Origin of the sequence: Neptunicoccus sediminis (assembly GCF_001719615.1) — a bacterium.
GTDB lineage: Bacteria > Pseudomonadota > Alphaproteobacteria > Rhodobacterales > Rhodobacteraceae > Amylibacter > Amylibacter sediminis.
Genome location: NZ_MDVX01000002.1, coordinates 370626 through 394841, shown reverse-complemented (window position 1 = coordinate 394841; position 24216 = coordinate 370626). Strand labels below are relative to the sequence as shown.

At 54.6% G+C, this 24216-nt stretch carries 26 protein-coding genes, 2 tRNA genes and 1 pseudogene; 8 read left to right on the top strand and 21 right to left on the bottom strand.

Annotated elements, in window-relative coordinates; genetic code table 11:
- Position 1 precedes the first annotated feature (1 nt).
- On the bottom strand, positions 2–460 hold the full coding sequence (locus BFV97_RS05750; protein WP_281200938.1) for a YeeE/YedE family protein: 459 nt from the start codon (positions 458–460) through the stop codon (positions 2–4).
- A gap of 70 nt (positions 461–530) precedes the next feature.
- On the opposite strand from BFV97_RS05750, the gene BFV97_RS05745 reads away from it, so the two are divergent.
- A complete protein-coding gene (locus tag BFV97_RS05745) occupies positions 531–842 on the top strand; it encodes an ArsR/SmtB family transcription factor (protein WP_069299380.1) in 312 nt (103 codons plus the stop codon).
- A 24-nt stretch (positions 843–866) separates the two neighbouring features.
- Here BFV97_RS05745 and BFV97_RS05740 read toward each other — a convergent pair whose 3' ends face one another.
- Both BFV97_RS05740 and BFV97_RS05735 read right to left on the bottom strand, forming a co-directional pair.
- Positions 867–2642, bottom strand: coding sequence for a sensor histidine kinase (locus BFV97_RS05740; RefSeq protein WP_069299379.1), 1776 nt, complete (start codon positions 2640–2642; stop codon positions 867–869).
- A 142-nt stretch (positions 2643–2784) separates the two neighbouring features.
- Complete coding sequence (locus BFV97_RS05735; RefSeq protein ID WP_069299378.1) at positions 2785–3657, bottom strand: DMT family transporter; 873 nt, start codon at positions 3655–3657, stop codon at positions 2785–2787.
- A gap of 245 nt (positions 3658–3902) precedes the next feature.
- On the opposite strand from BFV97_RS05735, the gene BFV97_RS05730 reads away from it, so the two are divergent.
- Together BFV97_RS05730 and BFV97_RS05725 are read left to right on the top strand one after the other, a co-directional pair.
- Positions 3903–3979: transfer RNA gene (locus BFV97_RS05730), tRNA-Asp, on the top strand.
- A 46-nt stretch (positions 3980–4025) separates the two neighbouring features.
- Positions 4026–4102: transfer RNA gene (locus BFV97_RS05725), tRNA-Asp, on the top strand.
- A gap of 173 nt (positions 4103–4275) precedes the next feature.
- Here the strand turns inward: BFV97_RS05725 and BFV97_RS05720 are convergent.
- From BFV97_RS05720 to BFV97_RS05675, 10 genes are all read right to left on the bottom strand, one after another.
- Positions 4276–5109, bottom strand: coding sequence for an arginyltransferase (locus BFV97_RS05720; RefSeq protein ID WP_069299377.1), 834 nt, complete (start codon positions 5107–5109; stop codon positions 4276–4278).
- Positions 5110–5193: 84 nt separating this feature from the next.
- A complete protein-coding gene (locus tag BFV97_RS05715) occupies positions 5194–5634 on the bottom strand; it encodes an RDD family protein (RefSeq protein WP_069299376.1) in 441 nt (146 codons plus the stop codon).
- A gap of 76 nt (positions 5635–5710) precedes the next feature.
- A complete protein-coding gene (locus tag BFV97_RS05710; RefSeq protein WP_069299375.1) occupies positions 5711–6118 on the bottom strand; it encodes a DUF2852 domain-containing protein in 408 nt (135 codons plus the stop codon).
- 139 nt (positions 6119–6257) lie between these two features.
- Positions 6258–6872 (bottom strand): TetR/AcrR family transcriptional regulator, encoded by a 615-nt coding sequence (locus BFV97_RS05705; protein ID WP_069299374.1) that lies wholly within the window; start codon positions 6870–6872, stop codon positions 6258–6260.
- Positions 6873–7005: 133 nt separating this feature from the next.
- Positions 7006–7881, bottom strand: a complete 876-nt coding sequence (gene ppk2, locus BFV97_RS05700; protein WP_069299373.1) for a polyphosphate kinase 2 — start codon at positions 7879–7881, stop codon at positions 7006–7008.
- Positions 7882–7948: 67 nt separating this feature from the next.
- Positions 7949–8896, bottom strand: coding sequence for an alpha/beta fold hydrolase (locus tag BFV97_RS05695; RefSeq protein ID WP_069299372.1), 948 nt, complete (start codon positions 8894–8896; stop codon positions 7949–7951).
- A complete protein-coding gene (gene metA, locus BFV97_RS05690; RefSeq protein ID WP_069299371.1) occupies positions 8893–9813 on the bottom strand; it encodes a homoserine O-acetyltransferase MetA in 921 nt (306 codons plus the stop codon). Before metA ends, BFV97_RS05695 begins: the two co-directional genes overlap by 4 nt.
- A gap of 30 nt (positions 9814–9843) precedes the next feature.
- A complete protein-coding gene (locus BFV97_RS05685; protein WP_069299370.1) occupies positions 9844–10695 on the bottom strand; it encodes an ATPase in 852 nt (283 codons plus the stop codon).
- Positions 10696–11158: 463 nt separating this feature from the next.
- Complete coding sequence (locus BFV97_RS05680; protein ID WP_069299369.1) at positions 11159–11644, bottom strand: GNAT family N-acetyltransferase; 486 nt, start codon at positions 11642–11644, stop codon at positions 11159–11161.
- Positions 11645–11883: 239 nt separating this feature from the next.
- A complete protein-coding gene (locus BFV97_RS05675; RefSeq protein WP_245667596.1) occupies positions 11884–12129 on the bottom strand; it encodes a Rid family hydrolase in 246 nt (81 codons plus the stop codon).
- Positions 12130–12378: 249 nt separating this feature from the next.
- Between BFV97_RS05675 and BFV97_RS05670 the strand changes: the two genes are divergently transcribed.
- A complete protein-coding gene (locus tag BFV97_RS05670) occupies positions 12379–13164 on the top strand; it encodes a class I SAM-dependent methyltransferase (RefSeq protein ID WP_069299368.1) in 786 nt (261 codons plus the stop codon).
- A 23-nt stretch (positions 13165–13187) separates the two neighbouring features.
- Positions 13188–14021: a class I SAM-dependent methyltransferase gene (locus BFV97_RS05665; RefSeq protein ID WP_069299367.1), complete on the top strand. Its 834-nt coding sequence runs from the start codon at positions 13188–13190 to the stop codon at positions 14019–14021.
- Between the two features lie 55 nt (positions 14022–14076).
- On the opposite strand, the gene BFV97_RS05660 is transcribed toward BFV97_RS05665, so the two are convergent.
- A complete protein-coding gene (locus BFV97_RS05660) occupies positions 14077–14706 on the bottom strand; it encodes an MSMEG_1061 family FMN-dependent PPOX-type flavoprotein (RefSeq protein WP_157888272.1) in 630 nt (209 codons plus the stop codon).
- Between the two features lie 136 nt (positions 14707–14842).
- Complete coding sequence (locus BFV97_RS05655) at positions 14843–15139, bottom strand: antibiotic biosynthesis monooxygenase family protein (protein WP_069299366.1); 297 nt, start codon at positions 15137–15139, stop codon at positions 14843–14845.
- Between the two features lie 661 nt (positions 15140–15800).
- Between BFV97_RS05655 and BFV97_RS05650 the strand changes: the two genes are divergently transcribed.
- Both BFV97_RS05650 and BFV97_RS05645 read left to right on the top strand, forming a co-directional pair.
- On the top strand, positions 15801–16556 hold the full coding sequence (locus BFV97_RS05650) for an AbiU2 domain-containing protein (RefSeq protein ID WP_069299365.1): 756 nt from the start codon (positions 15801–15803) through the stop codon (positions 16554–16556).
- Positions 16557–16838: 282 nt separating this feature from the next.
- On the top strand, positions 16839–17021 hold the full coding sequence (locus BFV97_RS05645; protein WP_069299364.1) for a helix-turn-helix transcriptional regulator: 183 nt from the start codon (positions 16839–16841) through the stop codon (positions 17019–17021).
- A gap of 58 nt (positions 17022–17079) precedes the next feature.
- Here the strand turns inward: BFV97_RS05645 and BFV97_RS05640 are convergent, their stop codons facing one another.
- From BFV97_RS05640 to BFV97_RS05630, 3 genes are all read right to left on the bottom strand, one after another.
- The gene (locus BFV97_RS05640; RefSeq protein WP_069299363.1) at positions 17080–18600 is read right to left on the bottom strand and encodes a relaxase/mobilization nuclease domain-containing protein; all 1521 of its coding nucleotides are present in this window, start codon (positions 18598–18600) and stop codon (positions 17080–17082) included.
- Positions 18587–18955: a plasmid mobilization protein gene (locus tag BFV97_RS05635; RefSeq protein ID WP_069299362.1), complete on the bottom strand. Its 369-nt coding sequence runs from the start codon at positions 18953–18955 to the stop codon at positions 18587–18589. Before BFV97_RS05635 ends, BFV97_RS05640 begins: the two co-directional genes overlap by 14 nt.
- A 517-nt stretch (positions 18956–19472) precedes the next feature.
- On the bottom strand, positions 19473–20543 hold the full coding sequence (locus BFV97_RS05630; RefSeq protein WP_157888271.1) for a hypothetical protein: 1071 nt from the start codon (positions 20541–20543) through the stop codon (positions 19473–19475).
- Between the two features lie 165 nt (positions 20544–20708).
- On the opposite strand from BFV97_RS05630, the pseudogene BFV97_RS19015 reads away from it, so the two are divergent.
- Positions 20709–20864, top strand: a pseudogene (locus BFV97_RS19015) (integrase core domain-containing protein); the annotation flags it as partial.
- Between the two features lie 113 nt (positions 20865–20977).
- Here the strand turns inward: BFV97_RS19015 and BFV97_RS05625 are convergent.
- The 3 genes from BFV97_RS05625 to BFV97_RS05615 form a co-directional block, all read right to left on the bottom strand.
- Entirely contained in the window at positions 20978–21760 is a 783-nt protein-coding gene (locus BFV97_RS05625) for a metallophosphoesterase family protein (RefSeq protein WP_069299360.1), read from the bottom strand.
- Between the two features lie 155 nt (positions 21761–21915).
- Entirely contained in the window at positions 21916–23097 is a 1182-nt protein-coding gene (locus BFV97_RS05620) for a tyrosine-type recombinase/integrase (protein ID WP_069299359.1), read from the bottom strand.
- Positions 23098–23288: 191 nt separating this feature from the next.
- The gene (locus tag BFV97_RS05615) at positions 23289–24188 is read right to left on the bottom strand and encodes a DMT family transporter (protein WP_069299358.1); all 900 of its coding nucleotides are present in this window, start codon (positions 24186–24188) and stop codon (positions 23289–23291) included.
- Positions 24189–24216 lie beyond the last annotated feature (28 nt).

Genomic DNA, 24216 nt, shown 5'->3' with positions numbered 1-24216 from the left:
ATCAGCCCCCTATGATGTGACGTGAAACCAGAACGGTCAGGAAGGCTGTGGCCATGAAGGTGAGGGTGGCAAGAATGGAACGGGCAGACCCGCGGCTGATGCCACATACCCCATGACCCGAGGTGCACCCGTTGCCATAGGCCGCGCCAAAGCCGACCAGCAGGCCGGCCACGGTCATTAACAGCGGGCTGGATGGCACCCATTGCTCGGGCCAACTGCCCGAAACCAGCACCCAGATCGGCGCTGCCAGCAGCAGACCCAGCACGAATAACGCCGAGACGCCGCGTGCTTCTCCGTCGGTGGAGCGGGCAAAAATGCTTGAGGTCAATCCACTGATCCCGGCGATCCGGCCATTCGTAGCCATCAGCAAAACCGCAGAGGCCCCGATCATCATACCGCCGCCCAATGACAGCCATGGGGTGAATTCCGTTTCCATAGTCAAACTCCTTTTTCGGGACACATAGCTTTTGGGCTTGTCCGATTCTGTTGATTCTATATATTCATCCTAACGTATATTCAATGAGGTGCATATGAATATTCCTGACGACTTTCTGGACGGTGACATTCAAGGCGCGGCAAATCTGATGGCGATGTTGGCGTCAGAGGCGCGTCTGCAAATTCTCTGCCGTCTGGTAGAAGGGGAGCGGTCGGTCGGGGATCTGGCGCAGGCCTGTGATGTGTCACAGCCCAAAATGTCCCAACAACTCAAGCGGTTGAAAGAGGCGGGGCTGGTGGAAGGACGCCGCAGCGGGCAGACGATTTACTACAGTCTGACCAGCGCAGAGGCTGCGGCGGTGCTCGAAACCCTGCATGGGCTATATTGCGCCAAACCCGTTGGCTAAGCGGATGGACCAGCCGTTTGCGGATCAGGCAGCCTGATCAAGCGGTATGGAAATCGCAAAGGTCGTGCCTGCGCCAAGCGTGCTTTCGTAGGTGATCGTACCGCCATGTTGCAGCATGATCTGACGGGAGATGTGCATCCCCAGACCGCTTCCGGTGATCTTGCGCTCATCGCCCTCGGCAATCTGCGAGAAACGGCCGAACACTTTATCTTCAGAGTTCGGGGGAATGCCACGGCCATTGTCTTTGATGAAAATCGTCGCCGTGTCAGCTGTGGTTTTCAGGGAAATCCCTACTTCTGTGCCACTGTCCGAGAATTTCATTGCGTTGGATAACACGTTAACAATCACTTGCCGGATGCGGACGCTATCGGCAAAAACCGGCACCGGCGGATCAAGCGGGCTATAGGCCAGCGTGACGTTCTTCTCGGGCAGAAAGGTCGCCATGCTTGCAATCGCGTCCCCGAGGATTTCCTGAAGGTCGCCAGCTTCTCTGTTGAGATTGAAGTCCGAACTGGCCAGCGCCTGCGTGTCGAGCAAATCATTCACCAAGGCGGCCAGCGATGCCGCGTTTTTGGTCATCAACCGCATCAGGCTATCCGCTTGCGTGTCCGAGATTTTAGCCTTGCTGTTGGTCAGCAGCGACAAGGAACCGTTAATCGCGGTCAGCGGGGTGCGCAATTCATGGCTGACAGTGGCCAGAAACTGTGCCTGAGAACGCTCCGCGGCAATGGCCCGATCTGCGGTCTGTTTCTGGGTGGTGATGTCAACAAAGGCCACTGCCCAGCCCAGCAGCGGCTGTCCCTGTCCCAAGGCAATCGGATAGGCCCGCGCGACGAAATGCTTGCCATCATGGGGAATATCCACGTTCTCCGGCAGGGTGGTCCGGTCGATCAACTGGCGGAACACCGGACCAAAAGCGGGCAAGTCCTGAGGCGGGGTTTTCAGGGTCTGGTCATAACGGGTGATGAAATCCCGCGCCGATTGATTGGTATTGTGCAAAGTGCCGTCACGATCCAGCACAAAGACCAGATCGCGGGAGTTGTAGAAAAACAGATCCCGCGCGATGGCATTCATATCGATCCAGCGTCGGTCTGTAATCAGCCAGAAAATCAGGATCACCGAAACCGCAAAGGAAAACGGCGTCGGGTCCACATCGAATATCTTAAAATCAAAACCCACGTGCAGAACATTGCTGACGATCGGGATAATCGTAGTGAGAAACAATTTGACAAAAAAGCTGCGCACCGAGGGATCAGCGCGAAGCGCGGCCCGCCCCGCAATCAGCGTGCAGCCCATCGTCAGGACGTAAAGATAGGCAATGGAAAAGTAAAAATACGGCCCGTGTTCATAGTAAACATAAGGAAATATTGCATCGGTGCGCAGGGTTGTTCCCGCACTATAGAACAGCCCGTGCAGTGGATTGGTGGCCGCCAGCGCAAAGACAAATGCCGGCATGACAAAGCTGCATAAGACGACGATGCGCCGGGGGACCGGGCGCGACAGGGTGTATTCGAACAGGAAGAATGACCAGAAGGTCGGTAACAAGACGATACCGGGCCATGCGGCCTTGGCCCAAAAGAGCTTGCAGGATTTTCCTGCGCTGGAAATTTCAAACCCGACCGTCGCGAGCCACCACAACATAAATACAATCCCGAGGATGAACCACTTACTGCCCGGCAAACTGCGATGGCCACGGATCCAAAAGGCCAGCGCTGCTACAACAAGCGAGGTTGCGAGGATGAATTGTACGGCGGGAATACCAAGATCTATACGCAGGCATTGGGAAAGCAGGGTCGTCATGGTCGGTCTCGGCACAAGTTACTTAGAAATACTAGAATAGATCTGCGGGTTGGGCCGAGCTTTACACGGTTAACCAAACGAAAGGGAATTCATTTTAACACAAATGAAAGATAACAATTTTTTTGGCGCATTGGCACAACAGTCAGGCCTGTGTTCCCGATCGCGCCGATAATACCGCAAGCGTGGCGACAGCGGCCATGACCACAGCCCCCCCGAGGATCTCCCGCGCGGTCATCGCCTCCCCCAGAAGCCCCCAGACCCAGAGAGGCGACAGAACGGATTCCAGCAGCACCAGCAGGGACACTTCGGAGGCGGGGGCATAGGGTGCGCCCCATGTGACAAGCCCGATGCCAACGCCAATGGTAAACGCCCCCATGATCGCGCAGATCACCAGATCGCGGAGCGGGATGGACAACCCGTCGCCAAGCAGGAATGCGCATCCAGCGGCGAGCAGACCCGCCAGCACGCCGCCCAGAAATGTCCCCCCCAGCACATCCTCTTTGCCGCCCGCCCGCGCCGTGACCAGCATCAAGGCAAAGAATGCGGCAGAGCTGAGGGCGAAAAGATTGCCGAGCGTCTGCCCGAGGGCGAGTCCCTCTCCGGCCATCAGCGCGATTCCCAACACCGCGACCACAATGATGCCACACACCAGCGGGCGCGGGCGCTCCCCCAACCACCCCCAAGCGAGCAGGGTGGCAAACAACGGGGATGATGCAAGGATGAACAAGGCAGAGGCGACAGAGGTGTTCAGCAGTGCAAAAATATAAAAGGTAAAGGCAAGCGACAGAATCGCCCCCAGCGCCCAATCCTTGCGATCCAGCGTCGCCAGAAACCGCAGCGGGCCGATTCGTCGTCGCAAACACGCCATGACAGCAATCATCCCCGCCAGTGTTACCGAACGGTAGGCGAGAATCTGAAACCCGTCCGCCTGTTCAATCAACCGCACACACAGGGCGGCAAGGCTCATGGCGGTGGCTCCGAGCAGGATCAACAGGGTGGCGCGGGATTTTGGCATTGGGTGGCCCTTGAATTACGGCGTGCCACCCTCAAAGCAGGGCCGGACATCTGTGTCTAGGGGATTAACGACCCTTCGTGCGGGGAAAGGGGCAGATCGAAAAGGCACAAAACAAGGGGAAAACGGGCGCGCGAAAATCTTTCTCGAAGAATATATCAAACTTGGGTGCAGAAGCGCTTGACGGGGTAAACATAGCCCCCTAAAACCCCGCTCACGCCTTACGCTGTAGGGCGCAGATTCAGTACGCGGTTGTAGCTCAGCTGGTTAGAGTGCCGGCCTGTCACGCCGGAGGTCGCGGGTTCGAGCCCCGTCAACCGCGCCACTGAAACGCTTGGGAAGGCAAACGCCTCGGTATGTATGTACCTCGTGCGGTTGTAGCTCAGTTGGTTAGAGTGCCGGCCTGTCACGCCGGAGGTCGCGGGTTCGAGCCCCGTCAACCGCGCCACCCCAAACGGTCTGATACAGATAAAGCGGTCCTTCGGGGCCGCTTTTCTTGTTTCAGGGCATTGGCAATGTTTTCACAGGGTTACGGAGCACAACTGATGTGGCTTTGCGCAGAGTCTGGCGCATAGCCGTTTATCACTGAATCACAGGATAGACGGTCCGAAGCATCTGTGCTCAGGATTTTGTCAGCGCATCCGGCAGATCGATTCCGGCCACTTGCTCGGGGATGGGGTCTTGAGCAAGCGGATGAGTGTCGAGTTCAAACTCTTCCGGCTTGTCGAGAGTCTGCCACTCGCCGTTCATGAAAATCTCAAGCGCGCCGAAACTGGCTTTGTATTGCATCTTCGGGCTGCCCGGCACCCAATAGCCGAGATAAATATAGGGCAGGCCGGCTTCCCGTGCGATTTCGATGTGATCGAGGATCATATAAGTGCCAAGCGAACGGGCATGCAGATCGGGGTCAAAGAAGCTGTAGACCAGCGACAGGCCATCCTCCAGCACATCGGTCAGACAAACCGCTGTCAGTTCCCGCCGGTTTTGCCGTCCGGTGGGCGGGCTGTGGTATTCCACAACACGGCTGCGCACGGGCGTTTCTTCAATCATGGAGGCAAATTCAAACACATCCATATCCGCCATTCCGCCATCCGCGTGACGCGCGCCAAGATAGGTGCGGAACAGGTCAAACTGTTCCTCTGTGGCCCACGGGCTGGTGGCCTGGCGGGACAGATCCCTGTTGCGATTCAAAATCCGGCGGTGACTGCGGCGCGGTTTGAAATCCTCCACGCGGATACGGGCAGACAGGCAGGCGTTACATTCCGCACAGGACGGGCGGTAGAGCACGTTTTGCGACCGGCGGAACCCCTGTTTGGACAGGGCGTCGTTCAGCACCGAGGCGTGATCCCCTTGCAGAGCTGTAAAGAGTTTGCGTTCAACCCTGCCGTCCAGATAGGGACAGGGCTGTGGTGCGGTCACGTAAAACTGGGGTGCCAGTGGCAGCGTATGGCGCATAACAGTTCCTTGGGCAGCGGTCCAAAACAGAGCCTAGCGCGGGACCGCATAATTTTGCAACCCGCTATTCTGACGGGGTCGGTGTCAATCTGCCGGACAATTTATAACAACTGTTCCAAGCAGCAAATCATGTAGCGCCTGTCCTTTGTCGTTCAACAGGATCGACAGGATATTGGCGAAAATGCCCAGAACCGACATAAAAATGAAGATAAACAGGCCGGTATGGAACAGGGCCTGCGTCGTGGTCAGACGGTCGCCGTTTGTGTTGCGCACCTCAATCCCCAAGGCCCGCATGCCAAGGGTTGCCGACCATTTGTGCAGGCAGAAGCTGCGGTAGCAAAAGTTCGCCGCCAGAGCGAGAAGGGGGATGAAAAACGCCATCAGCCCGAGGCTTGCAATAATGCAGGCCAGACAGATGCCGATCACAACGATCAGGTCCAGCACCCAGGCTACAAGCCGTTTGGCCGGAACGCCGTCGTAAAACTGTGTATCGAGTCGGGGGTCGGGATGATGGGTCGTGTGCATGATCGCTCATATGTGGGGTGCGCTGCTCTTTTGCAAGAGCAACGCAGTGTCAAGGAGTCTCGGTTCCCGCGCAGGTTTACACGGTTTTGGGTTCGGGTGAAGCCGGTGCAGCCACATCGCGGGCCCGTTCGTTCATGAACTGGTCGAACTCTGTCTTGTCTTTGGCATCCCGCAGACGTTGCAGAAAGCTTTGGAAAGCGTTTTGTTCATCCTCCAACCGCTTCAACGTATCGTCGCGGTAGGCGTCGAAGGCTGCGTTACCGGACGACTGCGTGTTGGTCATGCGGCGGGTGGCGGGTTTGGTTGAACGGCTACAGAAGAATGAACCTGACATACGATTGCTCCACATCATGTAAAAGAGGATTGCCAGCCCGAGGGGCCAGAAAATGATAAAGCCGAGAATCATAGCGGCCAGCCATGCCCCTCTGCCCCGATCATCGAGCCAGCTTTCGGTGGTGGAAAACCAGTTTAAGGGCGTTGCCATAAGGAGTGTCCTTTCGAGTTGTGTAATGTGAATGTTAATTACATTTACATATTTTGGAGCTCGGAGCGGATTTTCAAGGGCGGGGCGAAATTTTTTGCAAAAAAGCGCTCCCTAAGCCTTTGGGCAGCAAGGGGCGAGGCTAATCCTTGTCCAACACACCCAGACCGCGCAGGTATATGCCCATGCTGCTTTCCAGCAGGTCTTCGGCGGAAAACGGGGACCGGGTGCCCGGCTCGCCCCGTGCGAACAGTTCCACCATCCCGTGACACAGCGCCCAGACGTGGTGGCTGATCATACTTGCGGGCGGGCGTTTGTCGGCAGGCAGGTGCGCGCAGAGGTCTTCCGCCGCCTGTGTCAGCACGTTCATTGCGCGGTTGGCCACGGTAGCCAGTTCCGCATTGGCGTTGATCTGAACGCCGCTTTCGAACATGGCAATATAATAGCCGGGATATTTACGGGCAAAGGCAAGATAGGCGCGGCCCGTCGATTCAAACGCGGAGAGGGCGGAGGGTTGGCCTTTTTGATAGGCAAACGCCATCAGATCGGCAAAGATCCCGAACCCTTGCCGCGCGATTTCCGCGATGATCTCCTCTCGGCCGGAAAAATGCCGATAGGGGGCGGCGGCAGAGACATTGGCCTGTTTTGCCGCCTCTGCCATCGTAAATCCGGTCGGGCCTTTTTCTTCGATCAGGGCAATTGCCGCCTCGACCAAAGCCTCTTTCAGATTGCCGTGATGGTATCCTTTGCGGGCCAAATCCTGCGCTGCCTTTTTGTGAAGTTCCGAAGGGAGATAGCGACTAGATTGCGCCGGTTCAAGCGGGGATAGCGGTGCAGCAAGGTGCACCGCCGTGAAATGGTCGAGATCAACGGCGCGAACATTTGAGCGATTACAACAACATATCCGGCCCGCCGGTGATTTTGGGATCAGGCGATTGCACAATACTGTCGTCCCGCCCGTCATAAGGAATTTCGGACAATACACGCCGGATCGCCGCCAGACGGGTGCGGCGTTTGTCGTCCGAGCGGATCACGGTCCAGGGCGCATGCTCGCTGTGGGAGCGCTCAAAGGTTTCGACAATCGCCTTGGTGTATTCGTCCCATTTATAAAGGCCGGTCACATCTATGCCCGACAGTTTCCACTGTTTCAGCCGGTCGCTTTCGCGATCCAGAAACCGGCGCAATTGTTCGGCGCGGCCCACGGTCAGCCAGATTTTCACGAGGATCACCCCGTCATCCACAAGCATGGACTCAAAATCATTCACCTGCGCGAAAAAATGGTCCCGCTGGGCATCGGTGCAAAAGCCAAAGACCTTTTCCACCACACCGCGGTTATACCAGCTTCGATCAAACAGCACGATCTGTCCGGCAGAGGGCAGGTGTTTGACGTAGCGCTGGAAATACCACTGGCTGCGTTCCTCGTCCGAGGGTTTGGGCAGGGCGATGACTTTGGCAATCCGCGGGTTCAGATTTTCGCGGAACCGTTTGATTGTGCCGCCCTTGCCAGCCGCATCGCGCCCTTCAAAAACCACAGCAACCCGTGCGCCGGTATCCGCAGCCCAAGCCTGCATCTTGACCAGTTCAACCTGAAGATCCTCCAGCGTTTCCTCATAGTCGCCTTTGTTCATACGTCTGTCATAGGCATAATCGGGGTTGAGGATTTCGTTCTTCTTGCCGTCTCTGATGGCATCGCGGATGGATTGGGGCGCGTCTTGTTCAAAAAACTTGGTAATCGCGCCGTCGAAAGGTTTGTCTGTCTGGGCCATCTTGTCCTCACTCGTTTTGGACCGACTATGGCGCTGCCGTTTAGGAAGTGCAACGCTTGGCCGGTGGTCAGGCGGGCGAACGGGACAGTCGTTTTACAGCGGCAAGGATGTCATCCTGCGCGTAGTGGTGGACCGAATGGCCGACGCCCTTAACCTTGGTATAGGTCACGTTTTCCAATTGCGTGGCCAGTACGTCGGCATGGATCGAGGGCGGCACGGTCACATCCTCTGCGCCGTGAATGATTTCAACCGGCATGTGTAATTCGTGATAGCGCAGGGATTGGCTCTCTATCTGGGGCAACAGACCATGCACCTGACGGCCATTGGCCCGCAGGGTGATCTTGCGCAGGGTCAGGGGGGCGCCGATGTGTTCCAGATAACCTTCGGGCGCGGGGTTGGGCGCAAAAATAGAGGTCAGGGTTTCCTCTACCATAGCACGGGGCGCAAAAGCCGAAAGGGTCGTCCCGAGCAGCGGACCGGTGACAGGACCGGCGGCCAGCGCATACAGCTTTGACGGGGGCGAAACCCACGGATTTGAAACCCCGTTCATCAACAACAGACCTTGGGTTGCTGTCGGGTAATCAAGCGCCCACCGCAGCGCCACAGCACCACCAAAAGAATACCCCCCGACAATCGCCTTTGGGTAGCCAAGCGCATCGGTCGCCGCCTTTAACAATGCGGCCTGTTCTGCAAGGGTCTCGCCCCGTTCATGCAGAATATCGGTAAACCCGTGGCCGGGACGATCAAAGGTGATAACCGTATGATCTTGCGCCAGTTTTCCTGACAGGCCAAAGGTGAAATCCCGCAGGTTTCCCCCCGCGCCGTGGATCAACACCAGCGGCGGGCCTGCGCCCTCTATTACGTAGTGCACGCGGGTGCCGTTGATCGTGACAAACCGGCCTTGCGGCGGGTAGTCCCGCTCTGCGCGGGCATCATTGCGTGCACTTTTGAAACTGGCCACACCGGAGCCGAGCGCAAGGGCGACTCCGGCGGTTGTGGCCAGTTTGCGGATCATTCAGCCGTGCCGATTTTGGAAATATCAAACGGCGTGGTCTGATAGATCTCGTTGATCCAGTTGCCGTAAAGCAGATGCCCGTGGCTGCGCCAGCGGTTCAACGGCGGCTGCGCAGGATCATCCTCTGGGTAGTAGTTCATCGGCACATTGATCGGCGTGCCATTAGCAACGTCGCGGTCATATTCCTGCTTGAGCGTGTCACGGTCGTATTCAAAATGGTTGAACACATAAAGCGCACGGTGGGCATCGTCCTGCACCAGACAGGGGCCGGACTGATCCGAGGTAATCAGGGTTTTCAGACCGGCATTATCCAGTTCGTCCTGACGCACCTCTGTCCAGCGGGATACAGGGATCACCAGATCGTCGGAAAAGCCGCGCAGATAGGGCGAGCCGCTGGCCACCCGTTTGTGGCGGAAACAACCGAACGCCTTGTGATCCAGCATATGCTTTTTCACACCGTGGAAATGGTTCACCATCGCCATGCCGCCCCAGCAGACGCCAAAAGTGGACAGCACGTTGGTCTGTGTCCACTCCATCACCTCAACCATCTCGTCCCAGTAGCTGACATCCGGAAAAGGCATGTGCTCGATCGGCGCACCCGTGATCACCAGCCCGTCAAACTTGCGGTGTTTTACGTCCTGAAACGACTGGTAGAACGCCTCCATATGATCTTGTGAGGTGTTTCTGGACTGGTGTTCGGTCATGCGGATCAGGGTCAGGTCGATTTGCAGCGGCGTCGCACCGATCAGACGCGCAAACTGGGTCTCTGTCGCGATTTTCTTGGGCATCAGGTTCAAAAGACCGATTTGCAACGGGCGGATATCCTGACGGGCGGCGTCATCATCTGTCATCACCATGACGCCTTCGCTTTGGAGAACATCAAAGGCGGGCAGGGTGGAGGGGATCGTTATAGGCATTTTATGCGTCCAACGTAATTATTGTGTAACTCAGGCGAGCGTGCGGGCGATGAGTTCATTGAAATCACCGGCGGAACGGACCATCGCCATGTCATCGGCCTTGACCGTGACGCCCCAGCGCTCCGCAATCTGGCGGTACCGTGGCAGGCGATGGTCCAACAACATTCGATAGCCCCAGCGGATGAAATCATCGGGGTTCACTTCCGGCTCGCTCAGCGCGTTATTGGCGAGATATTCGGACCAGAGCTGTTCCAGAAAATCCGGTTTGTAATACATCGGTTTGGGCGCTTTGGCAAAACGGCGCACCAGTTCTTCGATATGGCTCTCCGCGCCTTCGATCCAGACCGGCAGCACATGTTCGCACAATTCGGACATAACCGGATCGGCAGGGCTCTCGGCGTTGATCACTTCCACCATCGAACCGGAGGTGTCGCAGACGAAATTGTCATAACCATAGATGTTCTTGGCGCGGTTGATGAAATGCACCGTATCATGCAGCGCACGGGTTTCCGCCTCGGCGTGGAGCGCCTGACGGCGGGTATATTCACGAAACGCAATGCCGCCCAGATCCGGATTGCCCGGTTTACCCAGATAGGTGGACAGGGGCGAGAGATTCTCAAACGTGATATTGGAGCCGATATAGATGCTGTCATTGCGCAGCAAATCCGCCAGAAACGGATTTTTCATCGCCTCGGCTTTGAAGTTATCGACAATATGTTCGCCCATGTAACGGGTGCCGATGCGGTAATCGACCGAGTAATGGAACCAGCCCGCATCCCGCAGGGTATTCGAGACAAAGGTTTTCCCAAGGCCCGACATGCCAAAGAGCATCACCCGCTTTTGCGGTGCCTCACGCCAGTCTTGTGCGGAATTATAAAGCATATGGTCGCCTGTTGCCTGTTGGTGGTCATCACCTGAAACGGTGTGGGGCAGGTGTTAGCGCGAATAGACAGTTTGAGCAAGCTGGCAGCAGGGAGGCTTGCGCGTCACAAACTGGTGAAGGGCCCGTTGCTGGCCTGTGCCTCCGGCGGTCATATCGTCAAGGCCATAATGCATAATATTAGTTAGTCGGAGTGCATCAGATACAAAAAGCATCTACAATTTTATCTTACTATTCGCGACTGAAGAATTGCTTCGCATTGGAGTCGGAAACTCATTCACTACGTTTCTCGGACGCCCTTCCTCATGCACTGGCGGAAAGTACTTTTTTAAGTGCCTTACCGTGTAGTCCGACACCATTTGGCGGAGAACCGACTTTCGTTGCGTCAGCACCGAAGGCCGCTTCGCAGCATTACGCCAAAAAGCATGGGTTCCAACAAATTCACGTAGCCTGACCGATTGGGTCTTACAGTGTCATCAACATTTCATGCCAGATCATCCCACCATGTTCCGAGGCCGAGGGCTGTAGATAGCGGTATCCGAACTTCTCATATAGCGGCACATGATGCTCCCTGCACATGAGGTGAATAGTGGCCTTTCCCATGCGTCTCATTCGCTTCTCGAACTCATACATCAGCGCCTTTGATAGACCTTGTCCCTGATGCAAGGAATCGACGACTACTGACATGATGACAACATTCGGCGCGTCTGGGTCATGTCCCACCAGCTCCTTGAAATCTTCGTCAGATATTTCGACTTCGTATGCACACCCGCAGTTGATGAACCCGACCACATGCCCTTTCACCTCAAGGATCAGAAACCCATCGGGATAGGTTTCAATACGTTTCGCAATCTTCTCATGAGTGGCCGCCTCGTCCCCCTCGTAAGCTGAGTTCTCGATTTCGAAGCAACGATTGGCATCTGCTGGAAGTGCGTTTCGAAATACATGCATAACTCGACTTTATCCTGAATTCAAAGAAGCCGCTAGTTCGCCCCCTACCACTTTGATGCGAGGTGGAGCTGACAAAAACCGTAGCCAATTCTCGCGTGTCAAAAACCTACGAGCATTGTCACATTTTGCTATTCAGCAACAACTGCATCCACTTCGATTTCGACGATCCATTCCGGGTTCACAAACCGGGTAACAGCCATGATTGTGTCAACTGGACGGCTATGAACGCAGTACTTCTTTCAGGCCTCGATGGCCTCTTTCCATGTGCCAATATCTGTCAAGATGACTCGCGTTCGAACAATGTCATCAAGCCCGGAACCGGCCTGCTCTAGCGCCGCTTTAATGATCTCGAAGCATTGTGTCGTTTGGGCGAAAACATCTCCGACACCAACTGTTTTGCCACTTGCATCGACCGGTGCAGTGCCGCCGATGGCGATGAAAGAGCCAACGCGGACAGCACGGCTAAAGCCTACAATCTCCTCCATCGGGTTCCCATTCGATATCAGCTGTCGCATGCGACACGGCTCCTATTCGTTATCAAACTAGCCCAAATACAATAAATTTGCTACGCTGCAACCTGATAAGGATACCGATTGGGCAATCCTGTTCGACCCAAAACGTTTGCATTTTGAGGCACGCTTTGCGCGACGAAAACCCCTCAGAAGCCCAGAAAAGACCGGGCTGCGTTTTCACGATTTGCCCTGAAAACGCTGATCAGAAATTGGAGCAATGCCATGCAGGACAAATGGAACGATGGCGACGCCTATGAGATGTATGTCGGTCGGTGGAGCCGCAAGACCGGCGAGAAGTTCCTGTCTTGGCTGGATATGCCACAGGGACAGCGCTGGCTGGACCTTGGATGCGGAACCGGAGCTCTGACATCCCGGGTACTGCGAAACTGTGCACCAAGATCGGTAATCGGTGTCGAACCCTCAGACCGGTTTTTGGCGCTAGCTCGCGACGGTATCACAGACGAACGGGCGCAATTTATGCAAGGGTCCGGCGACGTTATTCCTGTCGGTGATGGCACAATTGATGTGGCTGTTTCGGGCCTCGTGATGAACTTCATTCCAGACAAAGAGCACGCAATGGCGCAGTTGCTCCGCTGTGTCGATGAAGGCGGAACTGTCGCGGCTTATGTTTGGGACTATTCTGGGCATGTTCAGTTCATGAGACATTTCTGGGACGCAGCAGTTGCCCTCGACCCTGCAGCGCGTGAGAAAGATGAAGGGGTCCGGTTTCCAATTTGCCGCCCAGATGCGCTGGCCGCGTTGTTCACGAGCGCCGGCCTTTGCGACGTTGTCACTGCACCTATCGATATCGTGACACCGTTTGAGAATTTCGATGACTACTGGACCCCATTCCTGTCCGGGGTCGCACCTGCCCCCGGGTATTGTGCTTCATTGGGTGAGTCCGAGCGAGAACGGCTGAGGACGCGAATAAAAGAGACGTTGCCGACAGACCCGGACGGAAGGATTTTACTCGCGGCGCGCGCGTGGGCCGTACGTGGGGTGCGATAACACACCAAATAAAGGAGGCGCATATGGCAAATTTCATAGAGCATGACACCTTCGCCGCACTAGAAAAACGAGAATGGGCAGATGAGAATTTGGCGCAATCTTATGCGCACGTTTTTGCAAAAGCAGCGGATATGGTTGTACCTCATCTGGTTAAAGCCGTCGAAACTGAGACCGGCACCAAAGCGCTCGACCTGTGTTGTGGGCACGGAAATGTGGCCGCTGGGCTTGCAAGAGCAGGCGCTCGAGTAACAGGTCTCGATTTCTCGCCTGCAATGCTGGACATGGCGCGCGCCAATGTACCAGAGGCAATGTTCATAGAAGGCGACGCGATGGACTTGGATTTTGACGACGCGTCCTTTGATGCTGTCACTATTGGCTTTGGTATGCCGCATGTTCCAGACCCACCTAAAGTTGTTGCCGAGGCTCGCCGCGTCCTTCGCCCTGGCGGTCGTTTGGCATTTTCCGTCTGGTGTGGCCCAGAAGTTGATACTGCCCTTGGCTATGTATTTGGCGCAATTGAGCTGTTTGGAGACCCGGACGTTGCCCTGCCTCCGGGACCCGGCGCGAATGACTATGCTGATCCTGCATTGGCATTTCCGGTGCTAAAAGCCGCCGGATTTACCGACTGTCGCCAGTCCTTGGTTGCGTCAGAGTGGCGGGTCGATGACCCCGGTGCGCCTTATGACTTTTTCTTGGAGGGAACGGCCAGAGGCGGCGCGCTATTGCGCTCTCAGCCACCGGAACATGCTGAGGCAATCCGGTCGGCGGTTGTTTCCAAGGTGTTGGAGAAACATGGGTCTGGACCTCAATGGACTGTGCCGATCCCCGCTATTGTGACCGCCGCAGTCGCAGCTTGAGGTCCGCTTTCAGGCGCCGTCTATGCCAAGTTCTGTGGAACGCGCTGTCATTCGCTTAGTAAAGGCGCGCGCTTTCATCGGCGCTGTGGTCCTCTTCGACCTCGCCAAGCGTCTGGTCCCTGTCGACTGTCGCGATCACCCATTCTGCGAGCGTTGGGGCTGACTTGCGTTGTGGCCAGTGATCCGGATGCCATAAACGCGACCTTATGAGCGACTTTGAGCAGTGCATGAACGCTTCCTCGACATCGATCACAAGCGCCAGCAACGGTTCTTTCCCGTTGATCGCATGACGCTTGCTGATTACCGCATCCCGCACAATACGTGCCTTACCTGCAATGCGCAGGGTATCGCCATGGCCAGGCACAATGAACAAAAGCGCTATGTTTGAGTCTTCCAGAAGGTTCTGAAATCCGTCTACCCGATGATTGCCAAGCCGGTCAGGGATTATCAGTGTGTTGTCATCATAGACCTCGACAAAGCCCGCTGGATCGCCTTTTGGCGAGACGTCGATCAGCCCCTTAGATGCTTTTGTTCCGACGATCACGAATGGCGCATGTGCAATGAATTTGCGCGCGACATCGTTCAACCGATCACCAACCTTAAGGAAGGTATTCGTAAATCCCTCCGTGGGTAAAAGTTCTCTTAGACGTTCGACCGTCTCGATCTGTTCATCTATCTCCAGCACTTCGGCCTCCCGATCAATTTGGAAACAAAGGCTAAGGCATGCGCGGCTTTTCTCAAAGCTGGCGTCGGCGACATTGCTGTTCCGGCACGCTCCGTCCCGTTAAAACAGAGTAATCCGGGTGTGTGATGTCCAAGCGTCATTCTTCCACTAGGTCATAATGCTTGATTGTCCGGGACTCGACCAATTCCGCCTCAGCCGGGTCGATGTGCGGGGTCTGGAAATCGTCACCAACAAAGGCCTTCAGCGCCTCCAGGCTCTCCCATACCATCACAAAGCTGAATTCTCTTGGCGAGTCCGCACGCGGCGCACCAGGAAGCACCTGCACGATGCCCTTTGTTCCCCTCATCAACGGGATTGCGGTTTCGTGGAAGAAGCGTCCAAACTCGGCTTCTTTGCCGGACCTAGTGACGACCTGAAATATGCGGATTATCATTTATATTTCCTCCTGCTGTCGCGGCTCTCGGATGTACGATTGCCTCGCTACTGAGGATTTTAACACATTCTGGCGGTTTTCCCTGCATCAGACCACGGGCAAGCGTTATTTTGAGGATGCGGAACGCCACGGTTTCATTGCGCAGCCGCATGTTTTTCAGACACTGTCGTTTTTTGTCAACGTCCGACGTCCAACAAGAAGTCTATAGTCATTTTCTCAATCCTGTGGCCGAACTGTTTTTGACTTTGACACATTTTCGGCATGCCAATGAAAAGCAGCCAGCATGCAATTCGCAGCATTGGTTACTTCGGGCTCCAAGCTGACTTGCGGCAATGCAGCGTGTGGTTTTTGCGCAAAATGCCCCGCCATCGGTTTGAGCGATCACACCGGATGACTGCTTCCAGCCCAAAGCGATCCATGGCGCGAAGCTCTGGGGCTTGTGAGACCGGACCGTCGCGCAAGGTCAGTCGAGTGGCGTATGTGCGGACAGATCGGTCAAATCCAATTGTGGAAAATTCCTTCGAGTTATAGGCTTTCAAGTGGTAGGAACGATTGGGTGCTTTCGTCGATACTGATATGGTAGCTCATCCCATTTAGATTTGGCAAAACTCTGAACTGGGGATGGACGCAAGGGCATGAATGGCGATGCATGAGGAGAGCGATGGCGGACGACGATCAGATTGAACGGGCGAAACAATACACGAACAAACTGATTGATCTGGTGATTGGGGCTAAAGCTGCAAACGAGAACACGCGGCATGCAGTCTACTCGTCGCGCCTTGTTGGTCAAATATCCCGTTCCTATGCTGCGCATGCGTTTAAAGAGTTGCAAAATACCTTGCTATATTTCTCAGTTGTCCGTGTGTGTTCCTTGTTTGACAAAGCAGCGAACGATCGTGTCAGCCTGCATACAGTTATTAACGCGATTTCAAACAAGGAGACAGTTCGGAAAGTCGCACGCGAAACACACCTTTACCATGCAACTCAGGGCGAGCCGCGCAGATCGACTTCGGAAGATGACCCCGAGATAAGAAAGTTGCTTGCGGATCACTGGACGAATTACAACGAGGAGTGCGGTCGGAAAGAAGAGCAGCTTGTGTATCGCAGAGTGTGCGTCGCGCAGAAGATTGTAGATCGTGCCGAACGTCTGCTCATCAAGGATCAACTTCGACCATTTAGAGATAATTTTATTGCTCACAACCTCTCGGACAACGCACGAAATGGCAGACAGGTCAGCTTCATGCTTGGAATGGAAAATCGCGCGATCCAACACGCGAAATGTGCAGTTGATCAGCTTCACCTTGCATTGAATGGCACAAGTTTCGACTGGGAGGGCCTCGAAAAAATGCAGCGTCGGAACGCAGCTGAGTTCTGGGACAATCTCAATTTCGAATCGCCCGAAGATAGGCGAGCTTAGCGCTGTTTTTGGATGCAAACAACGCCAGATCCCGCCGAATAAAGGTCGCCTCCGCGTGCTGAGACGCCGTTCGCCTCAATCGGCATGAACGTCTGCTGTCGGGAAACAGCGCAGACTTTGCAAAGGTCGCCATCCTGCGCAAAGCTGCTGTTGTTATGGAGCGCAGCAAAAATCCAATTTCAGCCCAAAAATTTTACCCTGTCCGCATTTCCACCCCACCTTTGAACCTGATTTTAAACATGTCCTGCTAGGTTGTGATAAATCGTTTAGAAAGGAAAATACATGACGATTGATCGCATTTTGAGGCAGAAGGAAGTGATGCACCTGACGGGTTTGAGCCGGTCTACGATTTACCGCCGGATACAGAGCGGGGAGTTTCCTTCTCAGGTCAAACTGACCGCCCGCCTTGTGGGTTGGCGGCAGAGTGACCTGCAGCGCTGGCTGGACACGAGAGAGGACGTCTGACGGCGTGTAGTTCGGTTGAACCGCAGGTACCCAACCAGCAAGTCTATACACTTTAGTTTCAGGGCCCGAACGCGGGCCCTGTTTCATTTTCATCGTCGGGCATTGGCTCTTCCGGCTCGAAAAGAACTTCCGACTCGTCGATCACCTCTCCTTCGTCAACTTCATAAGCGGAGGGTGCTTCCTGCGCAGGCAGGTCGAACTCTTGGTCCGTTCTGCCATCTGAGCGTTTTCGATGGTCAGGTGCGCCTTGTGTTGTCCACTGAGACCTCTTTGCAGGCGTCAGGGGTGGCGGAACAGGGAGCGGTTTCTGCGGGCGTCCCAGTAAGGCCTTGATGCTGCGGCTCCAGTTCTTGAAGAACCGGAACAAGGCCTCCCAGCCATCCCCGTCTAGAAAGCTCCAATCCAGAACGCTATGAGCGTGCCCAGCATCCCCAGCTGGGGTATCCCGAGGGCGATCTGCACTATCAGCAGCCTGCGCTGAGCCGATTGCATTTCCTTTGCCCGTTTGTTGATCAGGCTGCCCAGGGATTTCTGCTGTTTTTGTGTTTCCGATTGGCGGTTCGCCAGTGCTTTTAAGTCCTGCCTGATCCGGTCCGCGCTCTCCCTTTGTGTTGGGAAGGTCTTCTCTACCCGATGCAGTGACTTGAATGTCGGGTGCAACGCGCGCTCCATCAGCGCCGGCATCTCGGCGATCCGCGCCTGCGTCTGTGTGTTCGATGCGCGGGTCTGTGCTAATGCCTCCTGTAGTGGCGCGGCCAAGGCTGCGCTCTTTTGCTGCGACAACTGCCGGAAAGTCTCTGTCTGGCTCATAGGAAAATCCTCTTTCTGTTAAATTCTTTAAGGTGAAACTGCGGCCGAGCTTGGAGGCGGATATGTGATGCCCCTCAAGGCCAAAGGAGAAGCCGGACAGCCTGCCGGTCGTCTCGGAGACATTCGGGCGTACATCCACGCCGCAGGCCTCTAACGCTTCTACGAAGTCGGTGGCGGTGATCGGTGCAGAGGTGAGATCCTTCAGCAGACTTTGCAACTGGGCCTTGGTGGAGATCACACCCCGATGGGCCATCTCGAACTCACCGCGTTTCGGTGCTGCGATATGATCCCGCGCCTTGTTCGGATCCAGCAGATGGGACGGTTCCACGCGGACCAGATCAAAGCGCTCTTCAATCTCACGGATGACGGCTTCGCTGCGGCGGTAATCATGGGAGTCGCTGACCACACTGCCGTCGAGCCGAATGCGGCTGGCTGCGATGTGGATGTGATCCCCGTGGCAGACGGTCATATAGCCTTCAAAGCCCATCCGTTCGGCCCAGAGGTCGCCAATCTGTGCCCATTCTTGGTCACTGAGTTCCCGATCCTCTTGCGTCAGAGAGATTGACAGATGGACCATGTTCCGGTTCAGGCTGGGGCGCAGGGTCTTGAAAGCGTCCAGGTGGGTCTTGGCGGCGTCCTCTTCAAAGCCGAGCGTTCCCCCGACAATATCAGCGCGGTGCCGGACCTCGCCTTTGTGGTCGTGTTCTGCCAGCAGATATTCCACCAGTCCGGCTGCACTTCCACCTTTGGTCAGGTTACCGATGGCCATGACCGCCCCCGATCAGCCTGGCGCGGACCTGTTCGAGATCCCGCTGCAACAAAGACAGAAGGGGCAGAATGCGGTCGACCTCGGGACGACCGCCGGTGTTCAGGTGATAGCTCATCTGGTTGAGGTTCGAGGCCGTCCGGCTGAGATCAATCCACGCCTGCCGATTCATCAAAGGAACCTGCGGTGAAGTCTCTTTGCGTAGGCCAAGCAACCGATCCCGCACCAGAGCCGCGACACTGCACCCTGAGGCCGCTTTTTGAAGCTTGCGATATTCGCGCTCGGTCAACCGCACGGTGATCTGATGATCCCGCTTGTTCCTTACACGCGGCCTCCCGCCTTTGCCCTTGGTTCCCATATCCATTCCCACCAGTTGGCAGACCAGGTGCAAGCACAGCGCGCACCGCATCCGACTCGAGCGCCGCGAGGGAAGGCGAGCGTTTTTGCAGTGCAAAAACATGGCTCGCTATCCCCAGAACAACGTCTCTGGGAAAACAGGTGGTTAGGCAGAGTTAAGGGGGCGTATATGGAGAGAAGTAGCAAGATTAATTTTAAAATTAGGTGTGTGTTTCTTGCTGACCTGAGCCTCAAAATTAGAGGGGGAATACCCAAACACTTGCCGGTAACATGACGTAGTCCTAATCGACCGGGCGGCTCTTCACCTTTTTAAGCTTACCAAGCTACCTTAGCGCTGCATTCTGGATGACACTGCTTCCGTGTTGACATCCCTAATCTCCTCCGAGTTGAAGATCAGCAGATTATAAATTTCAGCTTAAGTCAGTGTCCGATTCTCGCGGAGCTGAAAGTCACTTATTCGTTTTAGCTACTGAGGAAGCACTTTGCCTTGTAATACTTCCATCATATATGGTTTAAAATCATCTGCTTTGGTTGGCGCTCCGAGCTGTGGCTACTCGCAACCCACATTCATCAACCAACGTCACCCATTGGTGCTGTGTAAGTAGAGAACGAAACAACTCCGCCATAACAATTGGAAAGTCGTTCAAGAGCCCACTACCTTTGACCAGCTCGCGAAAACTAGGCGAGTCGCGGTCCGTCGATCTACCGTAGGGGGCTTCTTCAAGAGCGCAGATTGCTATAATCGCAAGTTCGGCAGGTTTTAGCTCAACTTGCAGGAAATCAATATACTGAAGCCTTTTAGACGGTGCTTCCGCATACAAAATTTTTAATATCCCTCTCACTCTTTTCACAAGCGGATAAAGGCTTCCGCCGAGCCAAATGACTATTTTGCCAATGTCATCGAAATGGGCTGCCAGGCTACCGCTATTTTCCTGCTCCATCTTTTCGAGCGTTGTCATAAGAGCTTCTTTGCTTTGCCCCCGAAGGTGAGAATGCTTCCCTATTTCAATAGATGAAGTTGGTACTGGGTCGTGAGGCAAATCCGTCAACTCTTCATTATCCCAATTATAAACAAGGTAGGCTTGTAGAACAGCTCGGGCAACTCCATTCAATACCTCGATACCGCTTCCTAGGTCGATTGGCCGCTGCTTACTAGCTTGCAGGGCACCGATCCCATAAAACTGCGCAAGCATTTGCGTGGTAGTATCAACTTTCGTATTAAAGTCTGCGTGAAAGGTTCGGAACTGATCGATCGATTGGTAAAAGCTTGTTTCAAACCTCTGCTGATAGAATATCTCTGTCTGTGCTTCTGATTGTTTGCGGGCTAGTCGAAGTTCATGTTGTTGCATAATGAGGGTCAAAACTAGACCAGCAAACGCTAGAGCCCCCATCAACGCTTCGAACGGCCCGAATTCCTGAGCTTTGAAATTTGCAACTCTTGAAACCCATCGGGCTGCAGGACCATTGAAAGGGCAGTAAGCTATATTGCTCCCACATTCTTCAGGCAATATTCCATATAAGAACCATGTCACGACGAAGGTGGAAAATAATAAAAATGCTGCAAATGGGCTAAACAGGAAACTTTTCATATTTCAATTCATTGCCTTGAAGTCATTGTATTTTTAAGCTTTTTGGAGCGATTGCACTAGACTAAAGCTCTACCAAAAGTAAAGTGTGGGTTGGGAAAATATAAACTCGTCACGCTTTTTGTTCTTACTTGACAATTTAAAATCTTAAAAACCAAACAGAAAACTTTTGAACCGCTGCGCCATGCCCGTGATCTAATTGCTGCTTGACGGAAGGACTTCAACCACCACCGGCCACACACAAGCCTCACTGGCCGGACGCCGGCGGAAAATGCTAACCGGTCAATGAAGGACCAAAACCTGAAAAGAGCTAACCTAAACTAGCGGACTCAATGGGGAGCAGGTCATTAGGAATGTTGGTGTCTCGGCGTCACATTCCGCGAATTCCTTCAATATACCATATTTATCACGGCCGAGTTTAGATCATCTGCTCTTTTTCAGCAGTCTTTGAGCTTGTCGTAGACTTCCCAACGCTGGCTCAGGCTGTCCCGGCCAGCCATAATCATTTTTTGTTGGCTCAGCATGTCAGTGAGATTGGGCTTCCAAACTTCAGCCCGTCCTAGGCCCCGGACCAGTACACCGTTATTAAGCCTGTCGGAATAGGCAACATGATGATGGCCATGGACAATAAGGCTGGCTCCCATACTCTGACTTAAATCATCGATGAATCCGAAACCACGAGGATGGCAACTCGGCGCCTCATGCGTAAGCAAGATATCAGTGCCCCTCTGTGCAAGAGTGGCTACTGAGGACGGGAAAATTGTACCTTGTTGTTTCCGCGGGAGTCCTCCTCGAAAGCGTTCATGCTTCGGTGTCACTGCCATCAGATCGGCGGGAGAATAAAAGGTAGGTTCGTCATCCCCTGTCCAAACTTTACCCCTAATGACTCCGCCCAGTCCGGCTACCCTAAACTGCGATTGGCCAATGGTTAAAACTTGGCACTCCAATAGCATTTCACGAAACTCCTCGAAGACGAGCGCATGAATTGCGTCAGTGTCGGTATCATGATTGCCTACGATGAAGCGCACTCTGATGCCTTTAGAAATTAGCATTCGAAGAGCTTCACGTGCGCTATCCAAATGTTCGGGATGCCGTTTTGCTTCTGCTAGATCGCCCATGATGAAAACAGTATCTGTCTTTTCATCGATTTCATCCAACAAGGGTTGCCAGTCTCCATGTGGATCACCGTAAAAAATCACAGGTTCGAAAACTTTTCTCAACTTTAATCCGCTCCTATTAACTGTCAGAACTTGTCTCAATCTTTTCCATCGTTTAGTTGTCAAAGGCAATCGCGTGAGTTGAATAAAACCTTATGTCTTCTACGAAGATGCGAGCCAAGCCGTTTTGCTTCGAACTTCGAATACAAAGCACCAACTTAATCTGTTGCATTCTTGCAACCACCCCCAATCAAATAACTCGCCCAATCCGCCAAGTATGGTTTGCGGCGTTCCAGATAATCAGCACGGTTGTACGCATCCTCCACATCATTGACGGCAAAGTGCCCGAGGCAGGCCTCAGCCACCTCCCGTGCGCATTCTGTCCGTTCGGACAGCCATGTGCGCAATGTAGAGCGGAAACCGTGTGGTCGGGCTTCTAGGCCGCGCTCGACCATGTAGTTGCGCATGGACATTTTGTTCAGTGGACCGCCGCGGCTGTTGGGAAAGAGATGACCGTTCTGCTCAATCGCTCGGGCGAGATCGATCACCCGCAGGACCTCATTGGACAGAGGTACGCGGAAGGGCTTGGTGAAACCTTTGCGGCCTTTGACATGCTCTACAGGCACCGTCCAGATGTCCTTGGTGATCTGCTCAAGCCGCATATTGTTGACCGCATCCGAACGCACACCTGTCAGCATCAGCATGCGAAGCGCCAGTTCTGCGGGTGCGAGCTCTCCAAGGGATTGATAAAAGGCAGACGCCTCAGCCCAGTCGAGCGCTGCGATATGGGTAACCGTGTGCCTTGGTGCTCCAAGCAGGATGCGTGCTTGGTCAATGATGCCGAGGTTCACGTCAAAGCCTTCTGCGATGGCGTAGCTCAGGATCACCTTCAGTCGGGAAAGAGCCTTCTTTGCTGTAACAGGAGACGTCTCCCAGCCACGGGAAAGGGCCTGTTTAATGTCATGCTGGTCGATCTTGACGACCGGCATCATTCCCAGATGCGGCAGAAGATGGTTCTTGATCGGGCTGAACCACATCCCGTCCGACCCCTCATGCTTCAGCGTGGAGCGATGGGCTTCAAAAGCAGCATAGGCCAAAACATGGAACCGACCTTCCTGTGCGCTTGCATGGTTTCTCTGCCGCCGCTTGATTTTGATTGGATCATCGCCGTTCGCCACAATCCGCCGCACATCATGAGCTGCTTTCCGGGCCTCTGCGAGAGAAAGCAGGGGATAGGAGCCAAGCCCCATCTCGCGTTGACGACCGAACAGGGAAAACCGGAAGGTCCATTGTGCCCCGCCGTCTTTCCTCTTAAACAACCATAACCCCTGTCCGTCGCAATGCTTGCCGGGCGGCAGGGACTTCAGTTTAGCAACTGTAAAGAAATTGGATTTTGCCATATGTGTACCTCCGAAATATCTACAAACGCAGATGGCACTGCCCGGGAAATTCCGGACCGCGCTGAGACGCTACCGCACTCTTATTAAACACGATTTAAATCTCAGAGCGTTTGTGAGAGCGCTTGATACGAAGGATATACCCCTCCGGCGGGAGTATTTTTCGGAACATTGAAGCTTGGGTCTGTCTGGCTTTAATGGGCGGTGGCTTGGGAGCGGGCGAGGTTGGCTTTGTTTTCCGCACGGATGTTGAGGTAGTTTGCACCGAAGACGAGGGCTGCGCCGATGAAGATCGCCGCGACCAGTGGTTCGCCGTAGAGGAAGAAAGCGACCACGGCCACAAGTGGCAGGCGCAGGAACTCCAGCGGTGCCACGATTGTCGCAGGGGCGAGCTTCAGGGCGGTGGTGATACAGTAATGCGCAACCAACCCGCCGAGACCGACAAAGACCACCCAAGGCAGATCGGCTAGCGTGGGCAGTGTGATGTCCATGTCATATCCCGCACAGACCAGCCCGAGCACGCCCTGAATGGCGGTCAGCCAGAACATGATAGAGGTGGTGGGTTCTGTGCGGCTCAGGCTTTTGGTAGCGATGGTGGTGAATGCGAACATCACAGCGCAGGCGGCCGCGGCCCCTGTGGCCAGTGTGATGGGTGCGGATTCGGGGCGGGCGACGATCAGGATGCCAACAAACCCGAGGATGAAGGATAGGATTCGCGTCCGGCTCATCTTTTCGCCCAGAAACAGCGGGGCGAGCAGGGCGATCCACAGCGGGCTGGTGAATTCAAAGGCAAAGAGCTGGGACAGCGGAATATAGATCAGCGCATAAAGCCAGAGGTTCTGTCCGGTGAAATGGAACAGGTTGCGCACCGTATGAAGGCCCAGCCGGTTGGTCGAAATTTCGTCCATTCGTCCGTTCATCAAGGCAAGGCACAGCACCACCACCAGCCCTATTGCAGAGCGGTAGGTCATGATTTCAAAAGTGTCGAGCGATGCAGAGAGTTCCCGTCCCGAAACCGCCATCAGGGTGAAACTGAACATGGCGCCTGTCATGAACATTGCGGCTTTTAACGGTTGGGATTGCTCGTCGTTCATCTGGAATGCTTTTGATCTGGAATTACAC